Consider the following 23,503-nt stretch of genomic DNA (forward strand, 5'->3'; position numbering starts at 1 on the left):
CCGTCTCAGGTCACCTTCATGCCCTTGGGAATCACCACGACGCCCCCGGGCGTGACGTGGAAGCGCCGCCGGTCCTCCACCGGGTCGAATCCGATGGTCATCCCCGGCGGAATCTCCACGTTCTTGTCGATGATGGCCCGGCGGATGCGGCAGCGCCGGCCGATGGTGACGTTCTCGAACAGGAGGGAGTCCTCTACCTCCGAGTACGAGTTGACGCGCACCTTCGGCGACAGCACCGAGCGCCGCACGCTGCCGCCGGAGATGATGCAGCCCTCCGCCACCAGCGTGTCCATGGCGTGGCCCACGCGGTGGTTCTGCTCGTCCGCGAAGACGAACTTCGCCGGCGGGTAGTTGTTGGGCTGGGTGTGGATGGGCCAGCGGTCGTTGTAGAGGTTGAACGTCGGGTCCACCTCCACCAGGTCCATGTTGGACTGGTAGTAGACGTCGATGTTCCCCACGTCCCGCCAGTAGCCGCGCTCCTTGGCCTCCTGGCCGGGGACCTCGTTCTGGGCGAAGTCGTACACGTACACCGGCGCGCGCTTGTACAGCTCGCTGATGATGGACTTGCCGAAGTCGTGCGCGCTCGCCTCGTTCGCCGCGTCCCGCACCACCTCCTGCACCAGCACGTCGGTGGAGAAGAGGTAGTTGCCCATGGAGGCCAGGCACATCTTCGGGTTGCCCGGCATGGGCGGCGGGTCCTTGGGCTTCTCCAGGAACTGCCGCATCCGCCCGTCCGGCCCCACGTCGATGATGCCGAACTCGCGGCCCTGCTCGATGGGGACGGGAATCGCGGCCACCGTGCACGCCGCCTTCTTCGTGCAGTGGAAGTCCAGCATCTGGCGCGTGTCCATCCGGTACACGTGGTCCGCGCCGAAGACGAAGATGTAGTCCGGCTCCTCGTCGGTGATGATGTTGAGGTTCTGGTAGATGGCGTCCGCGCTGCCCTTGTACCAGTCCAGCCCCGTCCGCATCTGCGCGGGGACGGCTTCCACGTAGTGGCCCAGGAACGCCGTCATCCGCCACGCGCGGGACAGGTGGTTGTTGAGCGAGTCGCTCTTGTACTGCGTCAAGACCTTCATCCGGTACACACCGGAGTTGGCGAAGTTCGAGAGAACGAAATCGATGATGCGGTAGCGCCCGCCGAAGGGGACAGCGGGCTTCGCGCGCTCGCGCGTCAGGGGCTCCAGGCGCGTGCCAGCGCCTCCAGCCAGAATCATCGCCAGGACTTTGGACATAGGTGTTCCGGACGTTAGTCGTCCCTGGGGGGCCGGCAAGGGCACGTGTGCCCGCCTGCCAGCCATCGTTGAATGCCGAACCGCCTGTTCAGGTGTCCTGACCGGCGCTGGACGTCCCGACGCCTCGGGTTGCCGGGCCTAGCCCGGCGGCCGCTCCCGGGTGGCATGTGGGAGAAGCGCCGCAAAGGGCCGAAGAACCGGCCCCCGCTGCGTTGCATGGCGTCTGCCGAGGCTATCGTGCTAGCCTCGTTTCCGATGGCCGGCGACGAAACCCGCGTCACCAAGATCTCAACGCTCAACGTGCATGCCCACCGCAGCACGGAGTGTTGTCTCGTGCAGATTCATGGCCCCGAGCTCGGCAAGAAGTACCTCATCGAGGATGCCGAACTCACCATTGGGCGGGATCAGCACAACCACATCGTCGTGGACCTGGACAACGTGTCCCGCCGCCACGCCCGGATTCTGGGGCGTGGGGGGAAGATGCTCGTTGAAGACCTGGGCTCCACCAACGGTACCTTCCTCAATGACCAGGAAGTGCTTCAGGCCTCTCCGCTGCGCAGCGGAGACCTGGTCAAGGTCGGAGGCTCCATCTTCAAGTTCCTCGATGGCGACAACATCGAGACCCAGTACCACGAGACCATCTACACGCTGACCATCGCGGACGGTCTCACCGGCATCAACAACAAGAGGTACTTCCTGGAGTACCTCGAGAAGGAGATGGGCCGGTCGACCCGCTATCAGCGCACCCTCACGCTGATGATGTTCGACATCGACCACTTCAAGCAGATCAACGACGTCCACGGCCACCTCGCCGGGGACTACGTGCTGCGGGAGTTGGCCCAGTCCATCAAGCGCCTGGTGCGCCGCGAGCAGTGCTTCGCCCGCTACGGCGGCGAGGAGTTCGCCGTCGTCCTCCCGGAGGACGGCCCGGACAAGGCGCGCCTGTTCGCGGAGAAGATTCGCCGGCTCATCGAGGGCAAGTCCTTCGTCTACGACGACAAGGAAATCCCCGTCACCATCTCCATTGGCGTGGCCGAGCAGACGTCGGACATGCTGGAGCCCACGCACTTCATCAAGGTGGCGGACGCCAACCTGTACAAGGCGAAGAAGTCGGGCCGCAACCGCGTGGTGGGCTAGGTCGTGGCCGCCAGCGCAAGCGAAGCGGGTCCGTCCTTCCTCGCGCGGTTGGTGCTCGTGCTCCTGGGCTGCGCCTTCCTCGGCGCGGCCTGGGTGTGGAGCCACCGCGCGGAGCCCTGGGCCGCGCGCCTGGTGGACAACGCCCTGCGCACGGTGGGTGTGCCGCCGCGCTAGGGGTGAGGTGAAGCGCCTGGCGCGGTGCCGCCGGGCGGCGTCGCCCGGATGGCTCCGGTCGCGGCGCGACGCCGGGCTGCGGTGCGCTCCCCGCGGCCAGGTCAGGGGCGGGAGTCCGGTGCCCGGAAGCTCCCGCCGCGAGCTTCGCTCAGGTGTTCTCGCGCAGCTCCGCCAGCCGGCCCTTGGTGCCAGGCAGGCTCTGGGGCGGCATCTTCCCGTAGATGTGCTGCACCGTCTCGGAGAGCGTCTCCTGGATGTCGCGCGCGCGGAAGCCGAGCTCGGCCTCCGCCTTGGATGCGTCCAGCCAGAACCAGTGCTCGCCGATGTCGATTTCCTGCGGGTCCAGCGTCGGCGTGGTGCCGCGCACCTTGGCCCAGCGCTCCAGCAGCTTCCCGCCGAGCACGTTGACCTTGGAGGGGAGCTTCAGCTTCGGCGCGGGCACGCCCGACAGGCGCTCCAGCCGCTGGAAGAAGTCCTTCATGGACAGATTCACCCCCATGAGGTGACGGCCGTACACCTCGCCCCGGGTGAGCGCCTGGACGAAGGCGTCCGCCGCGTCGCGCGCGTCCACGAAGGAGATGCCGCCGCCCGGCATGGCCGGAATCTCGCGGTTGAGGAACTTCACCACCGTCCATGTGGAGGACAGCCGGTCATCCCCGGGCCCCATCAGCAGGCTGGGGTTGAGCACCACCAGGGGAATCTCGTGCTTGCGGCAGTATGCGAGCGCCAGCTTCTCCTCGTAGATTTTCGACAGGTAGTAGGGCCACTGGCCCACCACCGTAATCGGGTAGTCGGCGCTCTCGTCGCGGACGTGCGCCTCCTTCGACACCGCGATGGTGCCGGAGGTGGAGGCCAGCACCACGCGCTTCACGCCGGCCTCGCGCACGTCCCGCAGCAGCTCGCGCGTGCTGTCCACGTGCAGCTCGAACATCTTCCGCGCGTCCTTCGGCTGGAAGGAGACGAGCCCCGCCAGGTGGTAGACGGCGTCCACGCCCTCCAGCGCGCGGCGCACCGCGTCCCGGTTCTTCAAGTCACCGGGGACGTACTCCGTGCCCGCGTAGGGGGCGCCCGAAGGCCGCGAGCGGCCGATGAGCCGCACCTCGTGGCCCGCCGCCACCAGCCTGGGCACCAGGTGCGTGCCCAGAAAGCCCGTGCCTCCCGTCACCAGCAGCTTCACGAGTCCTTCCCTTCCGTGGACGTGGACGCGCGGGGACTGGCCCCGGCCGGAGGCAGGTCCACGCGCTCCAGGTTCAGCACCCGGCCGTCGCGCAGCGCCCGCATGGAGTCCTCGGCGATGCGCGTGACGTAGCGGTATCCCTCCGAGCGCGCCATGCCCTGCACCCGCGTGCGCAGGTCCGCGTGGCCCAGCGCCGGACCGATGTTCACCCGCAGGGGCGTCTTCGTCTTGGGCAGCACGCTGCCCTTGGGCAGCGCGTCGAAGGCGCCGCCGATGTACAGCGGCAGCACGTCCATGTTGAAGGTGAGCGCCAGGTAGCCCAGCGTGGACTTGAACTCCATCAGCTCACCGGTGGTGGAGCGCGTGCCCTCCGGGAAGATGAGGACGTTGAAGCCCTGACGCAGCGCCTCGCCCGCCATCCGCAGCGACTCGCGCAGCGAGCCCTGCCGTTCAATGGGGATCAGGTTGGTGAAGTTCTCGAACCAGGCGCGCTTGAGCGGCGTGTTGAAGAAGTAGTCGCGCGCCGCCAGGGACACCAGTCGCTCGCCCTGGTCACCCAGCGCCACGCGGACCAGGCCCGCGTCCAGGTGGCTGGAGTGGTTGGCGATGACGAGGAAGTTGCGGTTCTGCGGGATGAAGGACTTGCCCGTCACCTTCACGTCGAACACGCCGCCGTAGAGCACCTTCTGCCCGAAGGACAAGAGCTGACGGCCCACGTCCGCCACCACGTCGGGCACCGGAATCTCCACCTCTTCCGCGCGCTCGTTCTCCTTGGAGATCTCCTTCGCGCGCGTCTCCACCGTGGGGCGCTTGCCGGAGGACGCCACCACCTTGCGCAGGTCCTCCACTGTCTGCACCTGCGTCAGGTCCTCCACTGCGGGCAGCGGCACGCCGGCGGCCTCCAGCGCGGAGGACAGCTCGGTGAGCATCAGCGAGTCGAAGCCGAGGTCCCCGCTGAGCAGCGCGTCCGGACGCACGTCGGACACCGGCCGGTGGCTGACGTCCGCGATGAGCGGGAAGAGCCAGTCCGCGATGCCACCCGTGGTGGGGTTGGCCGCCTTCTCGCGCGCCTTGCTGGCGCTGGCCGCCATGCGCTCCTGGCGCTTGAGCTCCTCCACCACCTGCTTGCGCTTCACGCTGCGCTTGGCGGTGCGGGGCAGCTCGCCGTCCCACAGGCGCAGCACCTTCACGCGCCGGTAGAAGGGCATGCCCGCGCTCACCTTGCGGAAGTGCTCCTCCAACTCGCGGCGCACTTCCTCGCGTGGGCGGTCCGCGTAGTCGGGCACGCACAGGCACGCCACCTTCTCACCGCCCGCGTCGTCGGGCAGGCCGACGATGGACAGCTCCTTGATGTGCGTGTGGTCCTGGTACAGCTCCTCCAACTCGTCCGGGTAGATGTTCTTCCCGTTGTGGTCGATGATGACGTCCTTCGCGCGGCCCACCAGGTACAGGTGGCCCTCCGCGTCCAGACGTCCCAGGTCGCCCGTGTGGAGCCAGCCGTCCTTGAGCACCGCCTCGGTGGCCTCGCGGTCGCCGAAGTAGCCGGGCATGACGTTGGGGCCCTTGGCCAGCACTTCACCCAACCCGTCGTTGTCCGGATTGAGGATGCGCAGCTCGATGCCGGGCAGCGCGCGGCCCACCGTACCGGGCTGGCGCTTGTTGCCGGGCTTCGTCACCGCCAGCACCGGCGCGGCCTCCGTCAGGCCGTAGCCCTCCGTGATGTTGAAGCCCAGCTCGTGGAAGGCCTTGTGCACGTCGTCCGGCAGCGCCGAGCCGCCCGACACGATGACCTTGATACGCCCGCCGAACTTGCGGTGCACCGGCCAGAACAGCAGCTTGCCCAGGTTGATGTTGTTGCGGTTGCGCAGCTCGCCGTGGGTGGCCATCAGCGCCTTGAGCGCCTGTTCGATGAACGGCGGGCGGCTGGCGAACTCCTGCGTAATCTTGCGATGCAAGAGCTGCCACAGCGCCGGCACGCCCACCATGGCGGTGATGCGGCCCGTCTCGAACACCTCGCCCAGCCGGTCCGACGTCAGCTCGTCGATGTAGGTGATTTCCGCCCCGCGCCAGAACGGGGTGAGGAAGCCGGCGGCGAACTCGAAGGTGTGGTGCAGCGGCAGGACGGACAGCACGCCGTCGCCCACGCCGATGTCGAAGGTCCCCGCCAGCTTCGCCACCAGCGCGGCGAAGTTCCGGTGGGTGAGCATGACGCCCTTGGGCGTGCCCGTGGTGCCGGAGGTGAAGATGATGCTGGCCAGGTCATCCGCCGCGGCGGACCTGCGCACTGGCCCGATGCGGTCCGGGTGCGCCGGGTCGCCTGTCATCGCCTCCGCGAGGCTGGCCACGGTGACGCCGTCACCCAGCGCGGCGAAGAGGCCGGGGAAGTCCCGGGCCGCGTCCTCGGAGACGAGGCACGCGCGCGCGTCCGCCCGGCGGGCGATGTTGACGAGCTCCGCCTCGCTCAAGCCCGGGTCCACCGGAACGACGGTGGCGCCCGCGCGCAGGATGCCGAAGTAGCTGATGCCCCACTCGGGCCGGTTCTCCGACACCAGCAGCACGCGGTCGCCGTGCTTGATGCCCGCGGCCAGCAGGAAGCTGCCCACGCGCGCGGCATAGCGGTGCACCTCGCCGTAGGTGAAGCGCTCCTCCTTCTCGCCCGCCACCATGCGGAAGGCCACGCGGTGCCGGTACGCATGCACCGTGGCTTCCATCAACTCCAGCAGGTCGCGGTGCGCGGGGATGACGGTGCGCTTCTCGCGCTCCGACTCCATGCCCGGGAACACCCACTTCTCCAGGCCAGGGAGGTGTGTCCCCAGGAAGTACTCGCGCCAGTCGATGTGCTCCGGGTCCCAGGGCACCTTCAGCCGGTCCGCGTGCGCCATGCGCGCATACACGGAGCGGGTGTTGTCGCAGCGGAAGACGTAGCGGTTCTCGTAGAGGAAGGGGAGGAACAGCTCCGTCAGGGCGATGATGCCCTGGGCGTTGTCGTCCACCTCGTCCAGCGACACCTTCGCCTTGTCCAGCATGGCCTGGACGGCCGGGGCGCCCCACGCGGGACGCACCTCGTCGATGGCCTTCTTCAGGAAGCGCGCGCCGCGCGACAGCATGGGCGCGCTGAACAGCTCGAACTCCTTCTTGCTGACCGGCTGCGGCTCGACGCGCGAGCGCAGCTTGTTCATCAGCGCGTTGCCGGACTCGCGGTTGCGGTAGTAGCGCCGCCGGTACAGGCCCACCAGCTCCACGGAGCGGCCGGCGTAGAAGGGATTCATATCGCCGGAGGCGAGCTGGTAGATGCGCCGCTCCTCCACGTCCATGGCATGCGCGGTGATGCCGATGGTGGCGCCCGCCACCTGGTCCACCGGGATGATGTCCAGGATGGTGTTCTCGCCCGCGGGGATGCCGCCGGGGCCCTTGATGCCCGCGAAGGCCAGGGGCGCGGAGGTGGTGAAGCCCTCGTTCCAGCCGGGGAAGGGGAAGTGCCGCGCGCTCTCCACGATGGAGGGCCGGACGATGGAGTAGCGCAGGCCCGGCGTGGCCGCGAGCACCTGCTCGCCCAGGGACTTGGTGTACGTGTACGTGTTGGGCCAGCCCCAGTGGGCGGCGCGCTCCATGCCGGCGCGCACCAGCTCGCCGCTGAGCCACAGCTTGCGCTCACGGCCCACCGCCAGCCGCAGCGTCTTCTCGTCGTTGGGGTCGCGGCCTTCTTCCTCCAGCCGGTCCAACGCCTTCTTGCGGAAGGTGGACGTGAGGGCCCGGTCCTCGGCCTGCTCGCGCAGCCGCGCGACGATGCGCGCCGCGTCCTGCAGTTCCTGCTCCAGGCTGAAGTCGCGGCCGTCCATCTCCTCCCGCTTGGGGAAGTAGCCGCGAACCTCCTCGTCCTCGAAGACGAGCCCGCTGCGGTTGCCGGCCACGAAGGCCGTGGACATGTGAATCAGCGGGACGGACCAGCGCACCGCCAGCGCCGCGGCGAACTTCAGGCCGTGGGTGTTGACGTTGAGGCCCACCTCCAGCGACGGGTTGAAGGACACCAGACCGGCGCAGTTGATGAACGCGTGCACCTTGCCGGTGAGCGCCTCCACCTGGGGCTCTTCCAGGCCCATCCACGGGTCGGTGATGTCGCCGTCCAGCACCTCCACCTTCTGGCGGATGAAGGCCAGCGCGCCTTCATCCCCCAGGCTGTCTCGCAGCGGCTGGAAGGGCTCACTGGTGGCGACCTTGTCGAAGAAGCGGCGCTCGGCGGACGCGGCGCTGCCCTTGCGGACCAGCACGTACACCTTGTCCAGGTCCTGCCCGTAGCGGGTCAGCAGCATGGACAGCGTCACCTTGCCCACGAAGCCGGTGGCGCCCGCGAAGAGCAGGCGCTTGCCGGTGAAGGTCTGGGTGACGTTCAGCTCGGGAAGGGCGGCCATGGGCGTCCTCACTTCACATCCACCATCACCGTGGGCGCGATGCGCAGCAGGCTGATGGTGGCCGAGCGGCCCATGAACCCGCGAGCCTCTTCAATGGCCTCGGTGAGCGTGTCGGTGCGGTCCCAGCCCATCAGGGCGGGGACATGGTTGTTCTCCGCGCCCGCGACAATGACCTTGCCTACGTGCTGGCGGCCATTCTCGCCCCAGTACCACATGTAGAAGGGGTGCACGCCGTGGTAGGCGTTGCCCTTGCGGTACAGGTGCACGTAGCTGGGGTTCTCCGCGAACTCGCGCTCGTACTTGTGCTCCAGCTTCATGGAGTCGCGCGTCTCCGGCAGCAGCCGGTGGAAGAACTCGATGTAGCTGGGGTGGTGCTCCGGGTCGAACTCGTCGTAGGCCGGGTGCAGCAGGATGAGCACGCCGCCCTTCTTCACCAGCGGCACACCGCGGTTCAGGTTGTAGAAGTAGCCCAGCCCCATCACCTGCACCAGCAGCGGGTTGAGGATGGAGTTGACGCTGTACGGGGAGATGAACGGGATGGGGAAGATGACGATGTCGCTCTGTCCCTCCACCGGCACCACGTACTGCTTGTAGCTCGTCTCCAGCGTCTTCGCGTGCGTGGGCTCCGTGGCTCCGGCGTAGACGCCCGTGACGTCGTAGGGCGCGGGGACGGAGTTGAGCACCTTGCGCGCCGCCGCGCGCGGCAGCTTGGACAGCGCGAAGCGCATGGCCTGGAACTTCAGCCGGTCCGCCTCCGTGTAGTCCTCTTCCTTCTTCGCCAGGAAGTCGGTGGGGCCGCCGAACATGCGGTTGTTCAGCGCCGTCTCGATGTGGAAGACCTTCAGGTGCTTGTCGATGTTGCGCCCGATGCGCTCGTTGCTCTTGTAGAGCGCGCTCGTCTTCGGCTCCATATAGCTGTCGGAGGCGCGGATGGTCTTCGGGTTGTGGTGGTGCCGCAGCGACGCGTAGTTGGACACGCCGGTGCCCATGGACTTGTGCCCGCCGTTCATGGGCACGAAGTTCACGTTCACGTAGACGATGAGGTCGCTCTCCGCCACGCGGCGGTTCACCGACACCTCTTCACCGTGGGACGTGCGCTCCAGCGCGACCATCCCGTCCGGGTCCTCGGCGTCGTGGTTGTAGTAGCGGTCCGGGTAGTAGGCGTCGAAGATCTTCTCGCCCACCATGCGCTTCATCTCGCCTTCCGTCATCCGGCGGTGCAGGGCGTTGGCGATGATGAGGTGCACGTCGTCCACGCCGCTGTCGGCGGCCAGCTCCAGGACGATTTCCAGGATGGTCTGCCGCACGTCCGGCGTGACCATGGGCGGCAGCGGCACGCTGATGTCGTCGATGACGCACGTCAGGCGCATGCCCGGCTTGAGGAGCGCGTGCAGCGGCTCCATGCCCTCCGGGTTGTTGATGGCGTAGCGGATGGCGGCCTTGACGTTGGGCACGCCGGCCAGGGGCGGGCGCGGGAAGATGACGCGCGTGCCGACCGGAAGGTCTTCCTGCAGGAAGTTCTCACCGTGGAACAGCACGCGCGGGGGGCTGCCCTTCTCGGTGATGACGACCTGGCTTTCCTCGTCGTACAGCTTCTGGAGCGTCTTGAACGGGCGCATGGCGTGGGGGCTCTTACTTGAGGTCGAGGATGGGCCAGTTGTAGGCGCGCGCGATGGAGCGCAGCCGCAGGTCCGGGTTCACCGCGGTGGGACGGCCCACCACCGCGAGCATCGCGTAGTCAGAGGCGCTGTCGGAGTAGCCGTGGCACTTGTCCAGCGACAGGCCTTCCTTGGTGCAGTAGGCGCGGATGGCGTTCGCCTTGTTCGCGCCTTCGATGATGGGCGGAATCACCTTGCCGGTCGCCTTGCCGCCCACGAACTGCATCTTGTTGGCGATCATGTCGTCGGCGCCCAGGTGGCGCGCCAGCGGGCGCATGGTGAAGTCCAGCGCGCCCGTGACGAGGACAATCTTGCAGCCGCTGCGGCGAGCCTGGTCGATGAGGTCCTGCGTCTGCTCGAAGAGGGCGGGCTGCAGCACGTCCTCGAACATGTCCTCGGCGATGGTGACCAGGCGGTCTTCGCTCAGGCCCGCGTAGTAGCGGTAGAAGAACTCGTTGAACGTCTTGCGGTCCACCGCGTCCATGACACCGAAGAGCGGCACGCTGAGGGCGGTGCTCAGGGTCCGCCCCGCGATGCCCAGGACGGAGCCGCGGTTCATCGCGTAGTACGCGTAGACGTGGACGACGTTCGTCTTCACGAGCGTCCCGTCGACATCGAAGAAGGCAGCTTTCGAGGACATGGGGCTGCGGGCTTCCTGACACTTCGAGGGGGGGGAGGTCAATGATGCCGGGAGTTTGGCGTGCCTCCCGGCGGCTCGGGGGAGAAGGGGCTACAGCCAGCCCTGCTCCCGGTACCACTGCACGCTGCGACGGATGGAGTCCGCCAGGTCGCGCTGGGGGTGAAAGCCGAGCAGCCGCTCGGCCTTGGCCCCGGAGCACGTCCAGGCAGGCGCCAACAGTTGCTTCGCCATCTTCCGGCTCAGGGCCAGCTTGCGGCCCGTCAGTTGGGACACGCCGTCCGCCGCCGTGGCCATGGCCCGCAGTAGCGCGGGGGACACGCGCACGGTGCGGGGCGTCAGTCCCAGGGCCTGCGCGCCCAGGTCCTGCACCTTCTCCAAGGAGAGGGGCTCGCCGGGGCCCGCGCAGAAGAAGGCCTCACCGATGGCCGCCGGGTGGGTGGCCTGCAACAAGAGGATGTCCACCACGTCCTCCACATCCACCATGGTCAACGGGCGAGGGCCGCCGGACAGCTCCAGCCGGATGCCGCGCTGAGCCATCTTGAAGAAGGGAAGGTTCTCCCTGTCCCCGGGCCCCAGGATGCGCGGCGGCCGGGACACCGTGACGGGCAGCCGGTCTCCATAGGAGAAGGCGATGCGCTCCGCCTCCGCCTTGCTCTCCCCATACCATTCGTGGGGATGGAAGGCGTCTTCCTCCACATGCGGCCGGGTGGGCGTGGACGGACCGCAGGCGGCCAGCGAGCCCGTGAGCACCAGCCGGGGGCGGTGGCCCGCGGCCACCATGGCCTCGCACAGGTGGCGGGTGCCCTCCGCGTTGACGCGCATGAAGTCGTCGCGTGTCGCGCCGCGGCGAGCGCCCGCCAGGTGGAAGACGACGTCCTGGCCCGCCACCGCGGCCGAGAGCGTGGAGGGCACCGTCACGTCGCCCTCCACCCGCGTGTAGGTCAACCCCGCGAGCCCCGAGGCATCTCCTCCCGGGCGCAACAGGCATGTGACGCTGTCTCCCCGCGCGGCCAGGGCCTTGGCCAACCACATTCCCAGGAAGCCGCCTGCACCGGTGATGAGGGCTCTCATGTTGGGGTTTCATCCAAAAAAACACACCACGACCGCAAGGAGAATCCGGTGGCCGCTTCCGGGAGTGATCCACGCCGATAAGGGGTTTCCCGAGGGAAGATAACGTTCCGGAGGCTGATTTTCGGGCTCCGGACGCGTTCCGAAGTGAAGGCGCGCGAGGGGGCCGAGCGCTCCGGAGGCTGATTCTCGGGCTCTAGCCGCGTTCGTAGAGGGGCGCTCAGAGGGAAAAACGCAGGAGAGGGCTGTTTTTCGGGCTTGGGCGTGCTACTTCTACGCCGCAACGGCTCTCGCTTCACATAAGCAAAGCCGTACAACGTCCCCTTCGGAGGGGAGGAGACTCAAGACGAATGGCCGCCAAGAAAGCTGCTGCGAAGAAGGCTCCCGCCGCGAAGAAGGCTCCCGCTGCGAAGAAGCGCACGCCGAACGCGTCGTTCATGAAGGAGATGACGCCGTCTGCCGCGCTCGCTGAGATCGTCGGCGCGAAGCCGCTGCCGCGCACCGAGGTTGTCAAGAAGCTCTGGGCCTACATCAAGAAGCAGGGCCTGCAGGACGCGAAGAACAAGCGGCAGATCAACGCCGACGACAAGCTCAAGCCCATCTTTGGTGGCAAGAAGAGCGTCACCATGTTCGAGATGACGGCGCTGGTGAACAAGCAGCTGAGCTGAGCATTGGCCGGGGCCTCCCGGTGGCCGTACTCGGGGCTCGCCGCGACAAGCGGCGGGCCCTTTGCATTTCCAGGGGTTGGCGTGTCGGCGCGGAGCGTTGGATAGAGGGCGGACGCGTTTCTGCGTGCTGGCGGTCGGCGCGCGGGCGGCCTACCTCTGCGCTACATGTTGCTCGACGCCTTGGAAGAAGAGGGGGCCGCCTCGAATGGGGTGGGTGGCGCCACGATGACGGCGGAGGCCCTGGCCGAAGGGCTCTACGCACGCGTCCAGGCGGAGCTGGATGCGCGTCCCCACACGCCCCTGTCCACGTACCGAGTGCAGTTCCACCAGGGCTTCACCTTCGAGGACGCGCGGCAGGTGGTGCCGTACCTGGCCCGCCTGGGGGTGAGTGACCTTTATGCCTCGCCCTATCTGAAGGCCACGCCTGGAAGCACGCACGGCTACGACTGCGTGGACCACCAACAGTTGAATCCCGAAGTCGGGACGCCCGAATCGCACGCGGCGCTCTGCGCGGCGCTGCGTGAGCAGGGCATGGGGCAGGTGCTGGACGTGGTGCCCAACCACATGGGCATCGAGCGGGACAACCGTCTGTGGTTCGACGTGCTGGAGAACGGCCCGTCCTCCGTCTACGCGAAGTTCTTCGACATCGACTGGTCGCCGGTGAAGGAGGAGCTGCGGGACAGGGTGTTGCTGCCGATTCTGGGGGACCAGTACGGCATCGTCCTGGAGCGAGGGGAGCTGAAGCTGTCCTTCCGCGACGGCGCCTTCTTCCTCCATTACTACGACCACCTGTTACCGGTGGCGCCGCGTCAGTACTCCCGCATCCTCCGCCATGGCCTGGAGCGGCTGGAGTCGCGGCTGGGGGAGGAGCACCCCGGCATGCTGGAGTTCCTGTCCATCCTCACCGCCATCGACTACCTGCCCTCGCGCACGGAGGTGGAGCGGCCGAAGGTGGTGGAGCGCCACCGGGAGAAGGAGGTCATCAAGCGCCGGCTGGCCGCGGTGACGGCGGAGTTCCCGGAGATGCTGGCCTACATCGAGGACAACGTCCGCGTCTTCAATGGAGAGCCGGGCAACCCGCGCTCATATGACCTGCTGGACTCGGTGCTGGCGGCGTGCAGCTACCGGTTGGCGCACTGGCGGGTGGCGGGCGAGGAAATCAATTACCGGCGCTTCTTCGACATCAACGGCCTGGCCGCGCTGCGGGAAGAGGACCCGGACGTCTTCCAGGAGGCGCACGCGCTCATCTTCCGCTGGCTGCGCGAGGGGCTCGTCACGGGGCTGCGCATCGACCACCCGGACGGCCTCTTCGACCCGACCGCCTACTTCCTGGACCTGCAGGAGGCGTACTTCGTGGAGCGGGCCCACGCTCTGTTTCTCCAGACGCATGCGGAGGATGACACGCGCTGGCCGGCGGTGGAGTCCACGCTGCGCGAGCGCTGGCGCGCGGAGGTGACGCAGCAGCCGGACAGCCGGCTGCGCAAGGCGCTGTACGTGGTGGTGGAGAAGATTCAGGGCGGCCGTGAGCGCATGCCCGAATCCTGGGCCGTGCACGGCACCACGGGCTACCGCTACGCCAACGCGGTGAGCGGCGTGTTCGTCCAGCCGGACGCGGAGAAGGCGCTGACGGAGACGTACGAGCGCTTCGTGGGAGGGCAGACGGACTTCGCCGAGCTCGTCTACCAGAAGAAGCTGCTCATCATGCGCGTGTCCATGGCCAGCGAAATCAACGTGCTGGCGCACGCGCTCAACGGCATCTCGGAGATGAACCGGCGCACGCGCGACTTCACGCTCAACTCGCTGCGGCGGGCGCTGGTGGAGTTCATCGCCCTGTTCCCCGTCTACCGCACCTACGTGGACGGCTGGCGCCCGGAGCTGGACGGGCGCGACGTGCAGTACATCGAGTGGACCATCCAGCGCGCCAAGGAGCGCAACGCCACCACCAACGCGTCCATCTTCGACTTCCTGCGCGACATCCTCCTGCGCCGCTACCCGGAGCACGCGGACGGGCGAGAGCGGGCGGAAATGCTGCGCTTCGCCATGAAGCTGCAACAGGTGACGGGGCCCGTCATGGCCAAGGGCCTGGAGGACACCGTCTTCTACATCTACAACCGCCTGGCGAGCCTCAACGAGGTGGGCGGCGAGCCGGAGCGCTTCGGCGTCCACGCCAACACCTTCCACCTGCGCAACCAGGAGCGCGCGGAGCGGTGGCCGTCCAGCCAGCTCACCTCCAGCACCCACGACACCAAGCGCAGCGAGGACGTGCGCGCGCGCATCAACGTGCTGACCGAGGTGCCGGAGGAGTGGCGCAAGCGGGTGAAGAAGTGGGCCCGCCAGACGGAGAAGGCGGTGTCCCAACTGCCGTCCGGTCCGGCGCCCACGGCCAATGACATGTACCTCTTCTTCCAGACGGTGGTGGGGGCGTGGCCCATGGGCGACGCCCACTCCGCGGAGGAGCTGGCGGACTTCCAGCGCCGGGTGCGCGAGTACATGGGCAAGGCCATCAAGGAGGCCAAGGTCCGCACCTCGTGGACCAACCCCGACAGCGCCTATGACGACGCGGTGGCGCGCTACGTGGACGCCTGCTTCGACTCGAAGGTGACGGGCTCCTTCCTGGCGGACGTGCGGGACTTCAAGCGCTCCATCGAGCGCGCGGGCCAGTACAACGCGCTGGGGCAGTTGCTGCTGAAGATGGCCTCACCCGGCGTGGTGGACACCTACCAGGGCTGCGAGCTGTGGGATTTGTCTCTGGTGGACCCGGACAACCGGCGGCCGGTGGACTTCGCGCTGCGCGCGCGGCTGCTGGAGACGCTGGACGCCGAGGCGGAGAAGGACCGGGCCGCGTTAAGCGCACGGCTGGCGGCGAACCTCGATGACGGCCAGGTGAAGCTCTACGTCCTGACGCAGTCCCTGCGGCTGCGTCAGCGGCAGGCGGCCCTCTTCCGGAAGGGCGGCTACCGGGCGCTCGAGCTGACCGGCGCCCGGGCGAAAGCAGCGGTGGCCTTCGCCCGCGAGCACGGCGACACGGTGTTGGTGGCCTGCGCGCCGCGTTACACCCTGTCCGCCCTGCAGTCCCCTGAAGGGCTGGCGGGCGCTTATGGCAGCACGTTCCTGGACCTTCCGGAGGCATATGCGGGCATGATGTTCCGCGATGTGTTCACCGGCTGTCAGGTGCGGCCCGAGCGTGGACCGGGTGGTGCGGTGTTGCCTCTGGGGCCGCTCCTGGCGGAGTTTCCGGTGATTCTGCTGGAGAGGAGCGCCGGATGAGGAGGGCCGAGGTGCTTCCAGGGAAGCCGTATCCCCTGGGCGCCACGTTCGATGGGCAGGGTGTCAACTTCGCCGTTTTCAGCGAGCACGCGAAGAAGGTCGAGGTCTGTCTCTTCGATCCGGAGGACCCCGCGAAGGAGACGCGCCGCTTTCCCTTGCTGGAGACGACGCACCAGGTGTGGCACGGCTACGTGCCTGGCCTGGCCGCGGGCGCCCTCTACGGACTGCGCGTGCACGGGCCCTACGAGCCGAAGAAGGGGCTGCGCTTCAACCCCCACAAGCTGTTGGTGGACCCGTATGCCCGGGCCATCCACGGCCAGGTGGACTACCAGGCCCCCATCTACGCCTATACGCCGGGCACCAAGGAGGACGACCTCGCGTTCGACACGCGCGATGACGCGGCCGCCGTGCCCAAGGGCGTGGTGATGGGCGCGGACACCTTCGACTGGGAGGGAGATACCCCGCCTGGCGTGCCGTGGCACGACACGCTCATCTATGAAGTCCACGTGAAGGGCTTCACCCAGCTGCACCCGCGCGTCCCGGAGGCGCTGCGGGGCACCTACGCGGGGCTGGCGCACCCGGCCAGCATCGAGCACCTGAAGAAGGTGGGCGTCACCGCGGTGGAGCTGCTGCCCATCCAGCACATCGTCGACGAGCCTTTCCTCATCCAGCGCGAGAAGGTCAATTACTGGGGCTACAACACGCTGGGGTTCTTCGCGCCGGACGCGCGCTACAGCGGCTCGGGTTCGCTGGGCGGGCAGGTGGACGAGTTCAAGCGCATGGTGAAGCAGCTGCACCGCGCTGGCATCGAGGTGCTGCTCGACGTCGTCTACAACCACACCTGCGAAGGCAACCAGCTGGGCCCCACGCTGTCCTTCAAGGGCGTGGACAACGCGGCGTACTACCGGCTCACGGAGAAGGACCCGCGCTACTACCTGGACGTCACCGGGTGCGGGAACTCGTGGAACGCCACGCACCCGTACGCGCTGAAGCTCGTCGCCGACTCCCTGCGCTATTGGGTGGAGGAGATGCATGTGGACGGGTTCCGCTTCGACCTGGCCACCACGCTGGGAAGAGACAGGCACGGCTACGACACCCGCGCCGCCTTCTTCCAAATCATCCACCAGGACCCGGTGCTCAGCCGGGTGAAGCTCATCTCCGAACCCTGGGACGTGGGCGACTTTGGCTACCAGGTGGGCAACTTCCCGGTGCTGTGGAGCGAGTGGAACGGCAAGTACCGCGACACCATCCGCCGCTACTGGAAGGGCGATGACCGGCAGGCGGCGGAGATTGGCTACCGCCTCACCGGCAGCTCGGACCTGTTCTCACTGTCCGGCCGCAAGCCCGCAGCGAGCGTGAACTTCGTCACCGCGCACGACGGCTTCACGCTGCACGACCTCGTCACGTACAACGACAAGCACAACGAGGCGAACGGTGAGGAGAACCGCGACGGCGCCAACGACAACCACTCCTGGAACTGCGGGGTGGAGGGCGAGACGACCGACGCCGAAATCAACGCCCTGCGCGAACAGCAGAAGCGCAACTTCCTGGCGACGCTCTTCCTGTCCCAGGGCGTGCCCATGCTGGTGGCCGGCGACGAGATGGGCCGCACGCAGAAGGGCAACAACAACGCCTACTGCCAGGACAACGAGCTGTCGTGGGTGGACTGGGAGCTGAACGACACGCAGCGCGCGCTGCTGGACTTCACCTGCGCCCTGACCAAGCTGCGGCGTGAGCAGCCGGTGCTGCACAAGCGGCGCTTCTTCCGCGGCGCCCATATGTGGGACAGCGAGCTGAAGGACCTGGCGTGGTTCCGGCCCGATGGCCAGGAGATGCGCAAGGACGACTGGGAGAAGCCCTACGTGCGCTCCCTGGGATTCCTGCTGGGCGGTGACGCCATCACCGCGCCGGACGATGAAGGGAACCGGATTGTGGGGGACACCATCCTGGTGCTGATGAACGCCCACCACGAGCCCATCACCTTCAGGCTGCCTGCTGTCGAATGGGGCGCGGACTGGGAGCTGGTGGTGGACACGGCGTTGGCGGGGGAGTCGCTTCGCACGCATACGCCGGCGGGGGGCACCGTGCAGGTGGTGGGCCGCTCCCTGGCGGTGCTGCGCCGCCCGGCGACGGAGTAGCCCCCGCGGGGCCGGAAGGGGCCCGCTGGACGAAAGCAGGAGGTCCAGCGGGTTTCACGCGAGGGGTCGACGCCCGGGCAGCCCGCCGGTAGGGTGCGCCCCGTCATACCCTGCAACAGGATTGCTACGTGAACACGCAAGTCGCGCTCTGGGTGGGTTTCAACGTCTTCGTCCTCGCGATGCTCGCGCTGGACCTCGGGCTGTTCCATCGCAAGGACCATGCGGTGACGCCGAAGGAGGCGGGCCTCTGGACGCTGGTGTGGATTACCCTCAGCCTGATTTTCTGCGCGGGCATCTGGCACTACCAGGGGCCCACCGTGGGGCTCCAGTGGTTGACGGCGTACGTGGTGGAGTACGCGCTCTCCGTCGACAACCTCTTCGTCTTCCTGATGGTGTTCAGCTACTTCCGGGTGGCGCCCGAGCACCAGCACCGGGTGCTCTTCTGGGGCATCCTGGGCGCGTTCGTCATGCGCGCTGGCCTCATCATCGCCGGCACGGCGCTGGTGAAGCAGTTCCACTGGCTCATCTACCTGTTCGGCGCGTTCCTCGTCTTCACCGCGGTGAAGATGCTGGTGTCCAAGGACGAGGAGATGGACCCGGAGCAGCAGGGCATCGTGAAGTTCGCGCGCCGGGTGCTGCCGGTGGCCCGGCTGGGTGAAGGCAGCCGCTTCATGGTGCAGGAGGACGGCCGCAGCAAGTTCACGCCGCTGTTCATCGTGCTGCTGGTGGTGGAGGCCACGGACCTGCTCTTCGCGCTGGACTCCATCCCCGCGGTGCTGGGCATCAGCCAGGACGCCTTCATCATCTACACGTCCAACGTGTGCGCCATTCTGGGCCTGCGCTCGCTGTTCTTCGTCGTGGCCAGCCTGATGGAGAAGTTCCACTTCCTGAAGGTGGGCCTGAGCGCCATCCTGGGCTTCGTGGGCGTGAAGATGCTCATCACCTTCTTCGACATCCACGTCCCCATCGGCATCTCCCTGGGCGTGATTGCCGGCGTGCTGGTGGCGGCCATCGTCGCCTCGCTGGTGTGGCCGAAGCAGCCGGAGCCCGGACAGGACCGGGAAAGCGCGAAGACGTAGGCAGGGCGCCGGGGCTTCCAACCCGGCGTTTTCCTTGCAAGTGGGCGCCGTTGCCGCCAAATCTGGGGGCATGTCCTCCAGCGCCATCACCGACGGCATCCGCATCACCGTGAAGCCCGCCTACTGGCCGGAGCGCAGCGCTCCGGAGTCCGGGCAGTTCGCCTTCATGTACACGGTGGAGATTGCCAACGAGGGCGACGCGCCGGCGCAGCTCAAGGCGCGCCATTGGGTCATCACCGATGCCACGGGCAAGGTGGAAGAGGTGAGGGGCGAGGGCGTGGTGGGCCGCCAGCCCCACCTGGGGCCCGGAGAGCGGTTCGAGTACACGAGTTGGGCCATGCTGCGCACGCCCTTCGGCACCATGCGCGGCACCTATGACATGGTGCGGCCGGACGGCACGCACTTCGAAGCGCGCATCGCCGAGTTCGCGCTCACCCTTCCCAACTCCCTGCACTGATGCCAACGCCCACTTCGAAGCGAGGGCTGCTGCTCGTCAACCTGGGGACGCCGGATGCTCCGCAGACGGGGCCCGTGCGCCGCTACCTGCGCGAGTTCCTCAATGACCCGCGCGTCATCGACATCCACCCGCTGGGGCGCTGGGCGCTGCTCAACTTCATCATCCTTCCGATGCGTCCGGCGAAGAGCGCGGAGGCGTACCGCAAAATCTGGATGAAGGAGGGCTCGCCGCTGCTCGTGTACAGCCAGGCCCTGGCGGCCCAGGTGGCCGAGCGGCTGGCGGGGGAGTACGAGGTGGTGCTGGCCATGCGGTATGGCTCGCCCTCCATCCCCGACGGCATCGCGGCGCTCAAGGCGCGCGGCGTGTCGGAGTTCACCGTGCTGCCGCTGTACCCGCAGGAGGCCGCGTCCTCCACCGCGTCCTCGCTGGCGCGCACCTATGAGGTGCTGGCCCAGTCGTGGGACGTGCCCTTCGTGCGCGCGGTGCCGGCCTTCTTCGAGCACCCAGGCTTCCTGGATGCCTTCACGGCCGTGGCGCGGCCGGTGATTGACGACGCGCGCGCCGACTACGTCCTCTTCAGCTTCCATGGCCTGCCGGAGCGGCACATGCGCAAGAGCGACCCCACGGGGACGCACTGCCTGTCCACCGCCTCGTGCTGCGACGCCATGACGGACGCCAACCGCCACTGCTACCGCGCGCAGAGCTACGCGACGGCGCGGGGGCTGGCCCAGCGGCTGGGCCTGCCGGCGGAGGGGTGGAGCGTGTCCTTCCAGTCGCGGCTGGGCCGCACGCCGTGGGTGAAGCCGTACACGGACGTGGTGTTGCCGGAGCTGGCGAAGAAGGGCGTGAAGCGCCTGGCGGTGATGTGCCCGGCCTTCGTGGCGGACTGCCTGGAGACGCTGGAGGAGATTGGCCTCCGCGCGCGGGAGCAGTTCCTGGAGGCGGGAGGGGAGTCGCTGACGTTGGTCCCCTCCCTCAACGCCCACCCGGCCTGGGTGGACGCCGTGGTGCGCATGGTGCGCGAGTCGGACGGGCCGCCTACTGCTGTGGCTGGGCCGTTGGCGTCGGCGCGGGAGCCGATTCCACCGCGGTGAGGCGCAGCTTCAGGGCGCCGGTGGGCACCTGGAGCGCGGCGGTGGGGAAGCCGCCCTTCGTCACCGACGTGACGGTGCCTTCCCACGAGCGCCACCGCCCGGCCTTCACCAGGAACTCGCCACGGCCGGTGATGCTCACCTCGGCGCTGGCGCTGGTTTCGGGCGCGGCCCGGGGCCGGGGGCGTCCCGAGTCGTCCGCCTCCGCGTCTTCCTCCTCGGCGCGCGCGGGCGAGGTGGGGGGCTCATCCTTCGCGCGGACCTTGCCGGCCAGCTTCTCGGAGATGGCGTACTCCAGCGTGGCCACCTGCTCGCCCCCGTCGGCGGGCGTCAGGCTGGCGAGCTTCACGCGGTTGCTCCGCTCGGGCTGGCCGGCCTGGAACTGGGGCCCCAGCGCCTCCATGAGGATCAGCTCGGTGCCGAGCGACCACACGTCACCGGTGCCCACCGGATCTCTCGGCAGCTCCAGGACCAGGGTGGCGGTGTTGCGGGTGGCGCCTTGCAAGCCGTCGAGCACGAAGCCGCGCTCGCTCAGCGTGGCCGTGTCCGCGTCGACGTTGCTGCCCACAGGGACGACGCGGAGGCGGTAGTCACCCGAGTCGGTCCGCTCCATGAAGTAGGTGACGGGCCCGGGCAGGACCGCGGGGGCCGCGGCGACGGGGGCGGGCTTCTCCTTGCCCTTGCCCTTGGCGCTCTTGGGGGGCGCGGCTTCCTCGGTGCTGGCGGGCGCGCCGCCGGTGCGCTCGATGTCGAGCCGGTACGACGAGGGCGCGCCCTGGGCAATCTTCCACCGGAGGACCACCTTTGAGGGGTCCACGGGTGGCTCCGCGGCAGCCGCGGGAGCGGCTTCCGCGGGAGGCGGAGCGTCCTTCATCCCCGGCGGGCGGGGAATGGGCTCCATCTTCCCACGGGGCTCTTCCTTGCAGGCGGTCAGTGACAGGGCGACGACCAGACCAAACACGCTTTGCTTCACGCGGGGACGCTCCTTGGCAGCCCTCGCGGGATATCGAAGCAGGCGAGGTCATTCAAGTACGTCACCCGGCCGCTTCGAGGACGAATGGGCGAGATACACGTCGACCTGCGTCTTGACGCGTCCGGCGAAGTCTGGGTCGAGCTGCTCCATGATGGCCCATTCGAGATTGAGGTCCCTGCGGAGGTTGGGCCTGGCGGAGCGCACCAGTACGGGCTCGGTGGAGAGCAGGACCGTGGGCATGATGTTCTGCTTCTCCTCGGGGGCCGTCATGGTCGTCGTCTCCGGCGTCGGCAGCGACTGCGTCCGGGCGGGCATGTTGGCGGCCATATGGTATGCGCGCACGGTGAACCGACCGTCGGGACGCTTGTGCCCCTCGACGTAGACGCGGGACCAGTGGGTGAAGACGTCGTAGTTGCCGGAGACCTTCCACGGCGTGATGAGGAACATCGGGTCCGTGCTGGGTAGCAAGGCATAGCCGCGCTCACTCAGGATCGTCTCGGCGGCCTTCATGACCTGTCGTGCGGGCATGTCGTACACCACATAGCTGCTCGTGCGCTCCAGCAGCGTCTGGCGGTGGTTCGTGCAACCCACCAGTGCGAGCAGCATGAGGATGCTTACGAACGCGGGGTTCATCGTCATCGGCGGGCCTCCGTGAGGGGACGCGGGACGTCTGTCGTAGGGTGACAACGCCACGGTCAGGACGGCCATATCGGCAGGGACATACGGAAAGTGGAGCGGGGCCGTGCAGGGCAGTCAGCCGTCTTGCGTCCTCGCGTCACGGGTCTGCTTGCGTTTCGTGCGTGCTTTGCGAAGAAGCGGGTGCATGTCCGAGCCGCCAGAGAAGCCCGTGACTCCCTTGTTCGATACGACCCGTGACGCGCTGGCGTGGCTGCGGGCGCAGGGGCTCGAGCACTTGTCGCGGCTGAGCCTGGCGGTGCTGATGCCGCTGGTGGAAGCGGCCTGGCTGCCGCAGGCGCGTCCCGTGCTCGCCCGCCGAAGGCTCGTGGAGTTGCTGAGCACGGACTCGCTGGCGCGTTGGATGACGGAGGCGATGCCGTCTCCCCGGATGAAGGAGCTGCTGCCCACGCTCGCTTGGCGCTTCGTGGAGGCGGAGCGGCTGGGCGCGGAGGCGTCACGGGCTTCGCTCGACGAGCGGCTCGCTCCGCCCGCCGAGTCTCGCACGCACCGCGTCCATGGCCTGTTGCTGGCGCTGCGTGCGCGCGTTCCGGCGTCCGTCGCCCCCCGGCCGATGCACGCGCTGGTGCCGGACCTGATGCAGTACGACGCTCCGCTGCCGGGCTTCCGTCTCCGCGAGACGCGCATCTCCGAGCTGCCTGTGGGGGCGCATGCGGGCTTCATCCTTCCCGAGGCCCGGCTGATTTTCGCTCCCACCGAGGTGACGGGGGACTGCTCCTGTGGCGCGACGTTCTGCGTCCACCTGCTGGCGGCCATCGACACGGCATTGCAGTGGTTGCGCCAGCCCTGGTCCGAGTCCTTTGGAGAGGAGCTGGAGGAACTGGTCCGTCCCGGTTGGGAGCGCGCGCTGCGGGCGCTGGAGCGGGCCGTTGACGACAGTCCCGGTGGGCCTGGAGGTGGCGAGGTCTCCTGGCGGCTGGACGTCATCAACGGGTATGGCGTGGAGCTCGCGGCCTACGTGCACAAGCGCAACAAGAAGGGCCAGCGCAGCACGGGCGCGAAGGTGAGCCGGCGCAAGCTGCTGCAGGACCATGGCTCGCAATTGTCGGCGGCGGACGCGCGCTTGGCGGCGCTGCTGCCGGAGTCGGAAGCCCCCGCGTCGCGCGCGCTGCTCTTCGAACTGGTGGGGCATCCCCGCATCCACCTGGATGAGAATCCGGACCTGCTGGTGCGTATCGAGCGCGTGAAGGTCGGGCTCGTCGCCGAGGACCGGGACGGCGTGGTCATCGTGAGCGCGGGGGTGGATGGCGCGATGCTGCCCACGGCGATGCTGGAGCGGGTGCGCAAGGCTCAGCCGGAGGAGGGGCTCTACATCTGGGATGACAGCCAGCGGGTGCTCACGGTGCTGGACGCGGGCCCCGAGGTCCGCGCGCTGCTCACGGCGCTGAACCGCCACGGCAATTCGTTTCCGCCGGAGAGCCACGTCGCGCTGCTGGACCAGCTGTCGAAGCTGTCCCTGCGCGTGCCGGTGGCGCTGCCTCGGAGCGTCTTGGGGGAGTCGGTGCCGCTGCGCTACGCCCCCGTGGTGCGCATGGAAGCGCATGCGAGCGGGGCGGTCCGGGTGGAGCTGCGCACGCGCCCGTTGCCGGACAGTCCCACGTTCATTCCGGGGGAGGGGGCGCGCGACGTCCACGTC

General features: G+C 68.2%; 16 protein-coding genes and 1 pseudogene. 9 read left to right on the forward strand and 8 right to left on the reverse strand.

Annotated features, from left to right (window positions below; all coding sequences use genetic code 11):
- Window positions 1–5: 5 nt before the first annotated feature.
- Complete coding sequence (glgC, locus tag FMQ63_RS22055) at window positions 6–1,235, reverse strand: glucose-1-phosphate adenylyltransferase (RefSeq protein ID WP_011551635.1); 1,230 nt, start codon at window positions 1,233–1,235, stop codon at window positions 6–8.
- A 255-nt stretch (window positions 1,236–1,490) separates the two neighbouring features.
- Between glgC and FMQ63_RS22060 the strand changes: the two genes are divergently transcribed.
- Window positions 1,491–2,372, forward strand: a complete 882-nt coding sequence (locus FMQ63_RS22060; protein ID WP_026113815.1) for a GGDEF domain-containing protein — start codon at window positions 1,491–1,493, stop codon at window positions 2,370–2,372.
- Between the two features lie 3 nt (window positions 2,373–2,375).
- Window positions 2,376–2,546, forward strand: coding sequence for a hypothetical protein (locus FMQ63_RS37515; protein ID WP_011551637.1), 171 nt, complete (start codon window positions 2,376–2,378; stop codon window positions 2,544–2,546).
- Window positions 2,547–2,694: 148 nt separating this feature from the next.
- Here FMQ63_RS37515 and FMQ63_RS22065 read toward each other — a convergent pair whose 3' ends face one another.
- The 5 genes from FMQ63_RS22065 to FMQ63_RS22085 all read right to left on the reverse strand — a co-directional run bounded on the left by FMQ63_RS22065 (window position 2,695) and on the right by FMQ63_RS22085 (window position 11,501).
- Window positions 2,695–3,723, reverse strand: a complete 1,029-nt coding sequence (locus tag FMQ63_RS22065) for an NAD-dependent epimerase/dehydratase family protein (RefSeq protein ID WP_011551638.1) — start codon at window positions 3,721–3,723, stop codon at window positions 2,695–2,697.
- A complete protein-coding gene (locus FMQ63_RS22070) occupies window positions 3,720–8,132 on the reverse strand; it encodes an AMP-binding protein (protein ID WP_011551639.1) in 4,413 nt (1,470 codons plus the stop codon). Before FMQ63_RS22070 ends, FMQ63_RS22065 begins: the two co-directional genes overlap by 4 nt.
- Before the next feature lie 8 nt (window positions 8,133–8,140).
- Entirely contained in the window at window positions 8,141–9,751 is a 1,611-nt protein-coding gene (locus FMQ63_RS22075) for a lactate racemase domain-containing protein (protein WP_011551640.1), read from the reverse strand.
- A 13-nt stretch (window positions 9,752–9,764) separates the two neighbouring features.
- Window positions 9,765–10,430, reverse strand: coding sequence for an HAD family phosphatase (locus FMQ63_RS22080; protein WP_011551641.1), 666 nt, complete (start codon window positions 10,428–10,430; stop codon window positions 9,765–9,767).
- A 90-nt stretch (window positions 10,431–10,520) separates the two neighbouring features.
- Window positions 10,521–11,501, reverse strand: coding sequence for an NAD(P)-dependent oxidoreductase (locus FMQ63_RS22085; RefSeq protein ID WP_011551642.1), 981 nt, complete (start codon window positions 11,499–11,501; stop codon window positions 10,521–10,523).
- Window positions 11,502–11,848: 347 nt separating this feature from the next.
- On the opposite strand from FMQ63_RS22085, the gene FMQ63_RS22090 reads away from it, so the two are divergent.
- From FMQ63_RS22090 to hemH, 6 genes are all read left to right on the forward strand, one after another.
- Window positions 11,849–12,166 (forward strand): SWIB/MDM2 domain-containing protein, encoded by a 318-nt coding sequence (locus FMQ63_RS22090; RefSeq protein WP_011551643.1) that lies wholly within the window; start codon window positions 11,849–11,851, stop codon window positions 12,164–12,166.
- A 165-nt stretch (window positions 12,167–12,331) separates the two neighbouring features.
- Window positions 12,332–15,433: a malto-oligosyltrehalose synthase gene (gene treY, locus FMQ63_RS22095; protein WP_020477736.1), complete on the forward strand. Its 3,102-nt coding sequence runs from the start codon at window positions 12,332–12,334 to the stop codon at window positions 15,431–15,433.
- Window positions 15,430–17,571: a glycogen debranching protein GlgX gene (gene glgX, locus FMQ63_RS22100; protein WP_011551645.1), complete on the forward strand. Its 2,142-nt coding sequence runs from the start codon at window positions 15,430–15,432 to the stop codon at window positions 17,569–17,571. Before treY ends, glgX begins: the two co-directional genes overlap by 4 nt.
- A gap of 128 nt (window positions 17,572–17,699) precedes the next feature.
- Window positions 17,700–18,650: a TerC family protein gene (locus FMQ63_RS22105; protein ID WP_011551646.1), complete on the forward strand. Its 951-nt coding sequence runs from the start codon at window positions 17,700–17,702 to the stop codon at window positions 18,648–18,650.
- Between the two features lie 70 nt (window positions 18,651–18,720).
- Window positions 18,721–19,107 carry a Co2+/Mg2+ efflux protein ApaG gene (gene apaG / locus FMQ63_RS22110; RefSeq protein ID WP_011551647.1) on the forward strand — a complete coding sequence of 129 codons (387 nt, stop codon included), beginning with the start codon at window positions 18,721–18,723 and terminating at the stop codon, window positions 19,105–19,107.
- On the forward strand, window positions 19,107–20,201 hold the full coding sequence (hemH, locus tag FMQ63_RS22115; RefSeq protein ID WP_011551648.1) for a ferrochelatase: 1,095 nt from the start codon (window positions 19,107–19,109) through the stop codon (window positions 20,199–20,201). Before apaG ends, hemH begins: the two co-directional genes overlap by 1 nt.
- On the opposite strand, the gene FMQ63_RS22120 is transcribed toward hemH, so the two are convergent.
- Window positions 20,146–21,171, reverse strand: a complete 1,026-nt coding sequence (locus FMQ63_RS22120; protein WP_011551649.1) for a hypothetical protein — start codon at window positions 21,169–21,171, stop codon at window positions 20,146–20,148. The two genes, hemH and FMQ63_RS22120, sit on opposite strands and share 56 nt — an antisense overlap.
- Before the next feature lie 48 nt (window positions 21,172–21,219).
- Window positions 21,220–21,810 (reverse strand): hypothetical protein, encoded by a 591-nt coding sequence (locus tag FMQ63_RS22125; RefSeq protein WP_225909793.1) that lies wholly within the window; start codon window positions 21,808–21,810, stop codon window positions 21,220–21,222.
- Between the two features lie 184 nt (window positions 21,811–21,994).
- Between FMQ63_RS22125 and FMQ63_RS22130 the strand changes: the two are divergent.
- Window positions 21,995–23,503, forward strand: a pseudogene (locus FMQ63_RS22130) (ATP-dependent helicase); the annotation flags it as partial.

It is taken from the genome of Myxococcus sp. CA005 (assembly GCF_006518205.1).
Classification (GTDB): domain Bacteria; phylum Myxococcota; class Myxococcia; order Myxococcales; family Myxococcaceae; genus Myxococcus; species Myxococcus xanthus.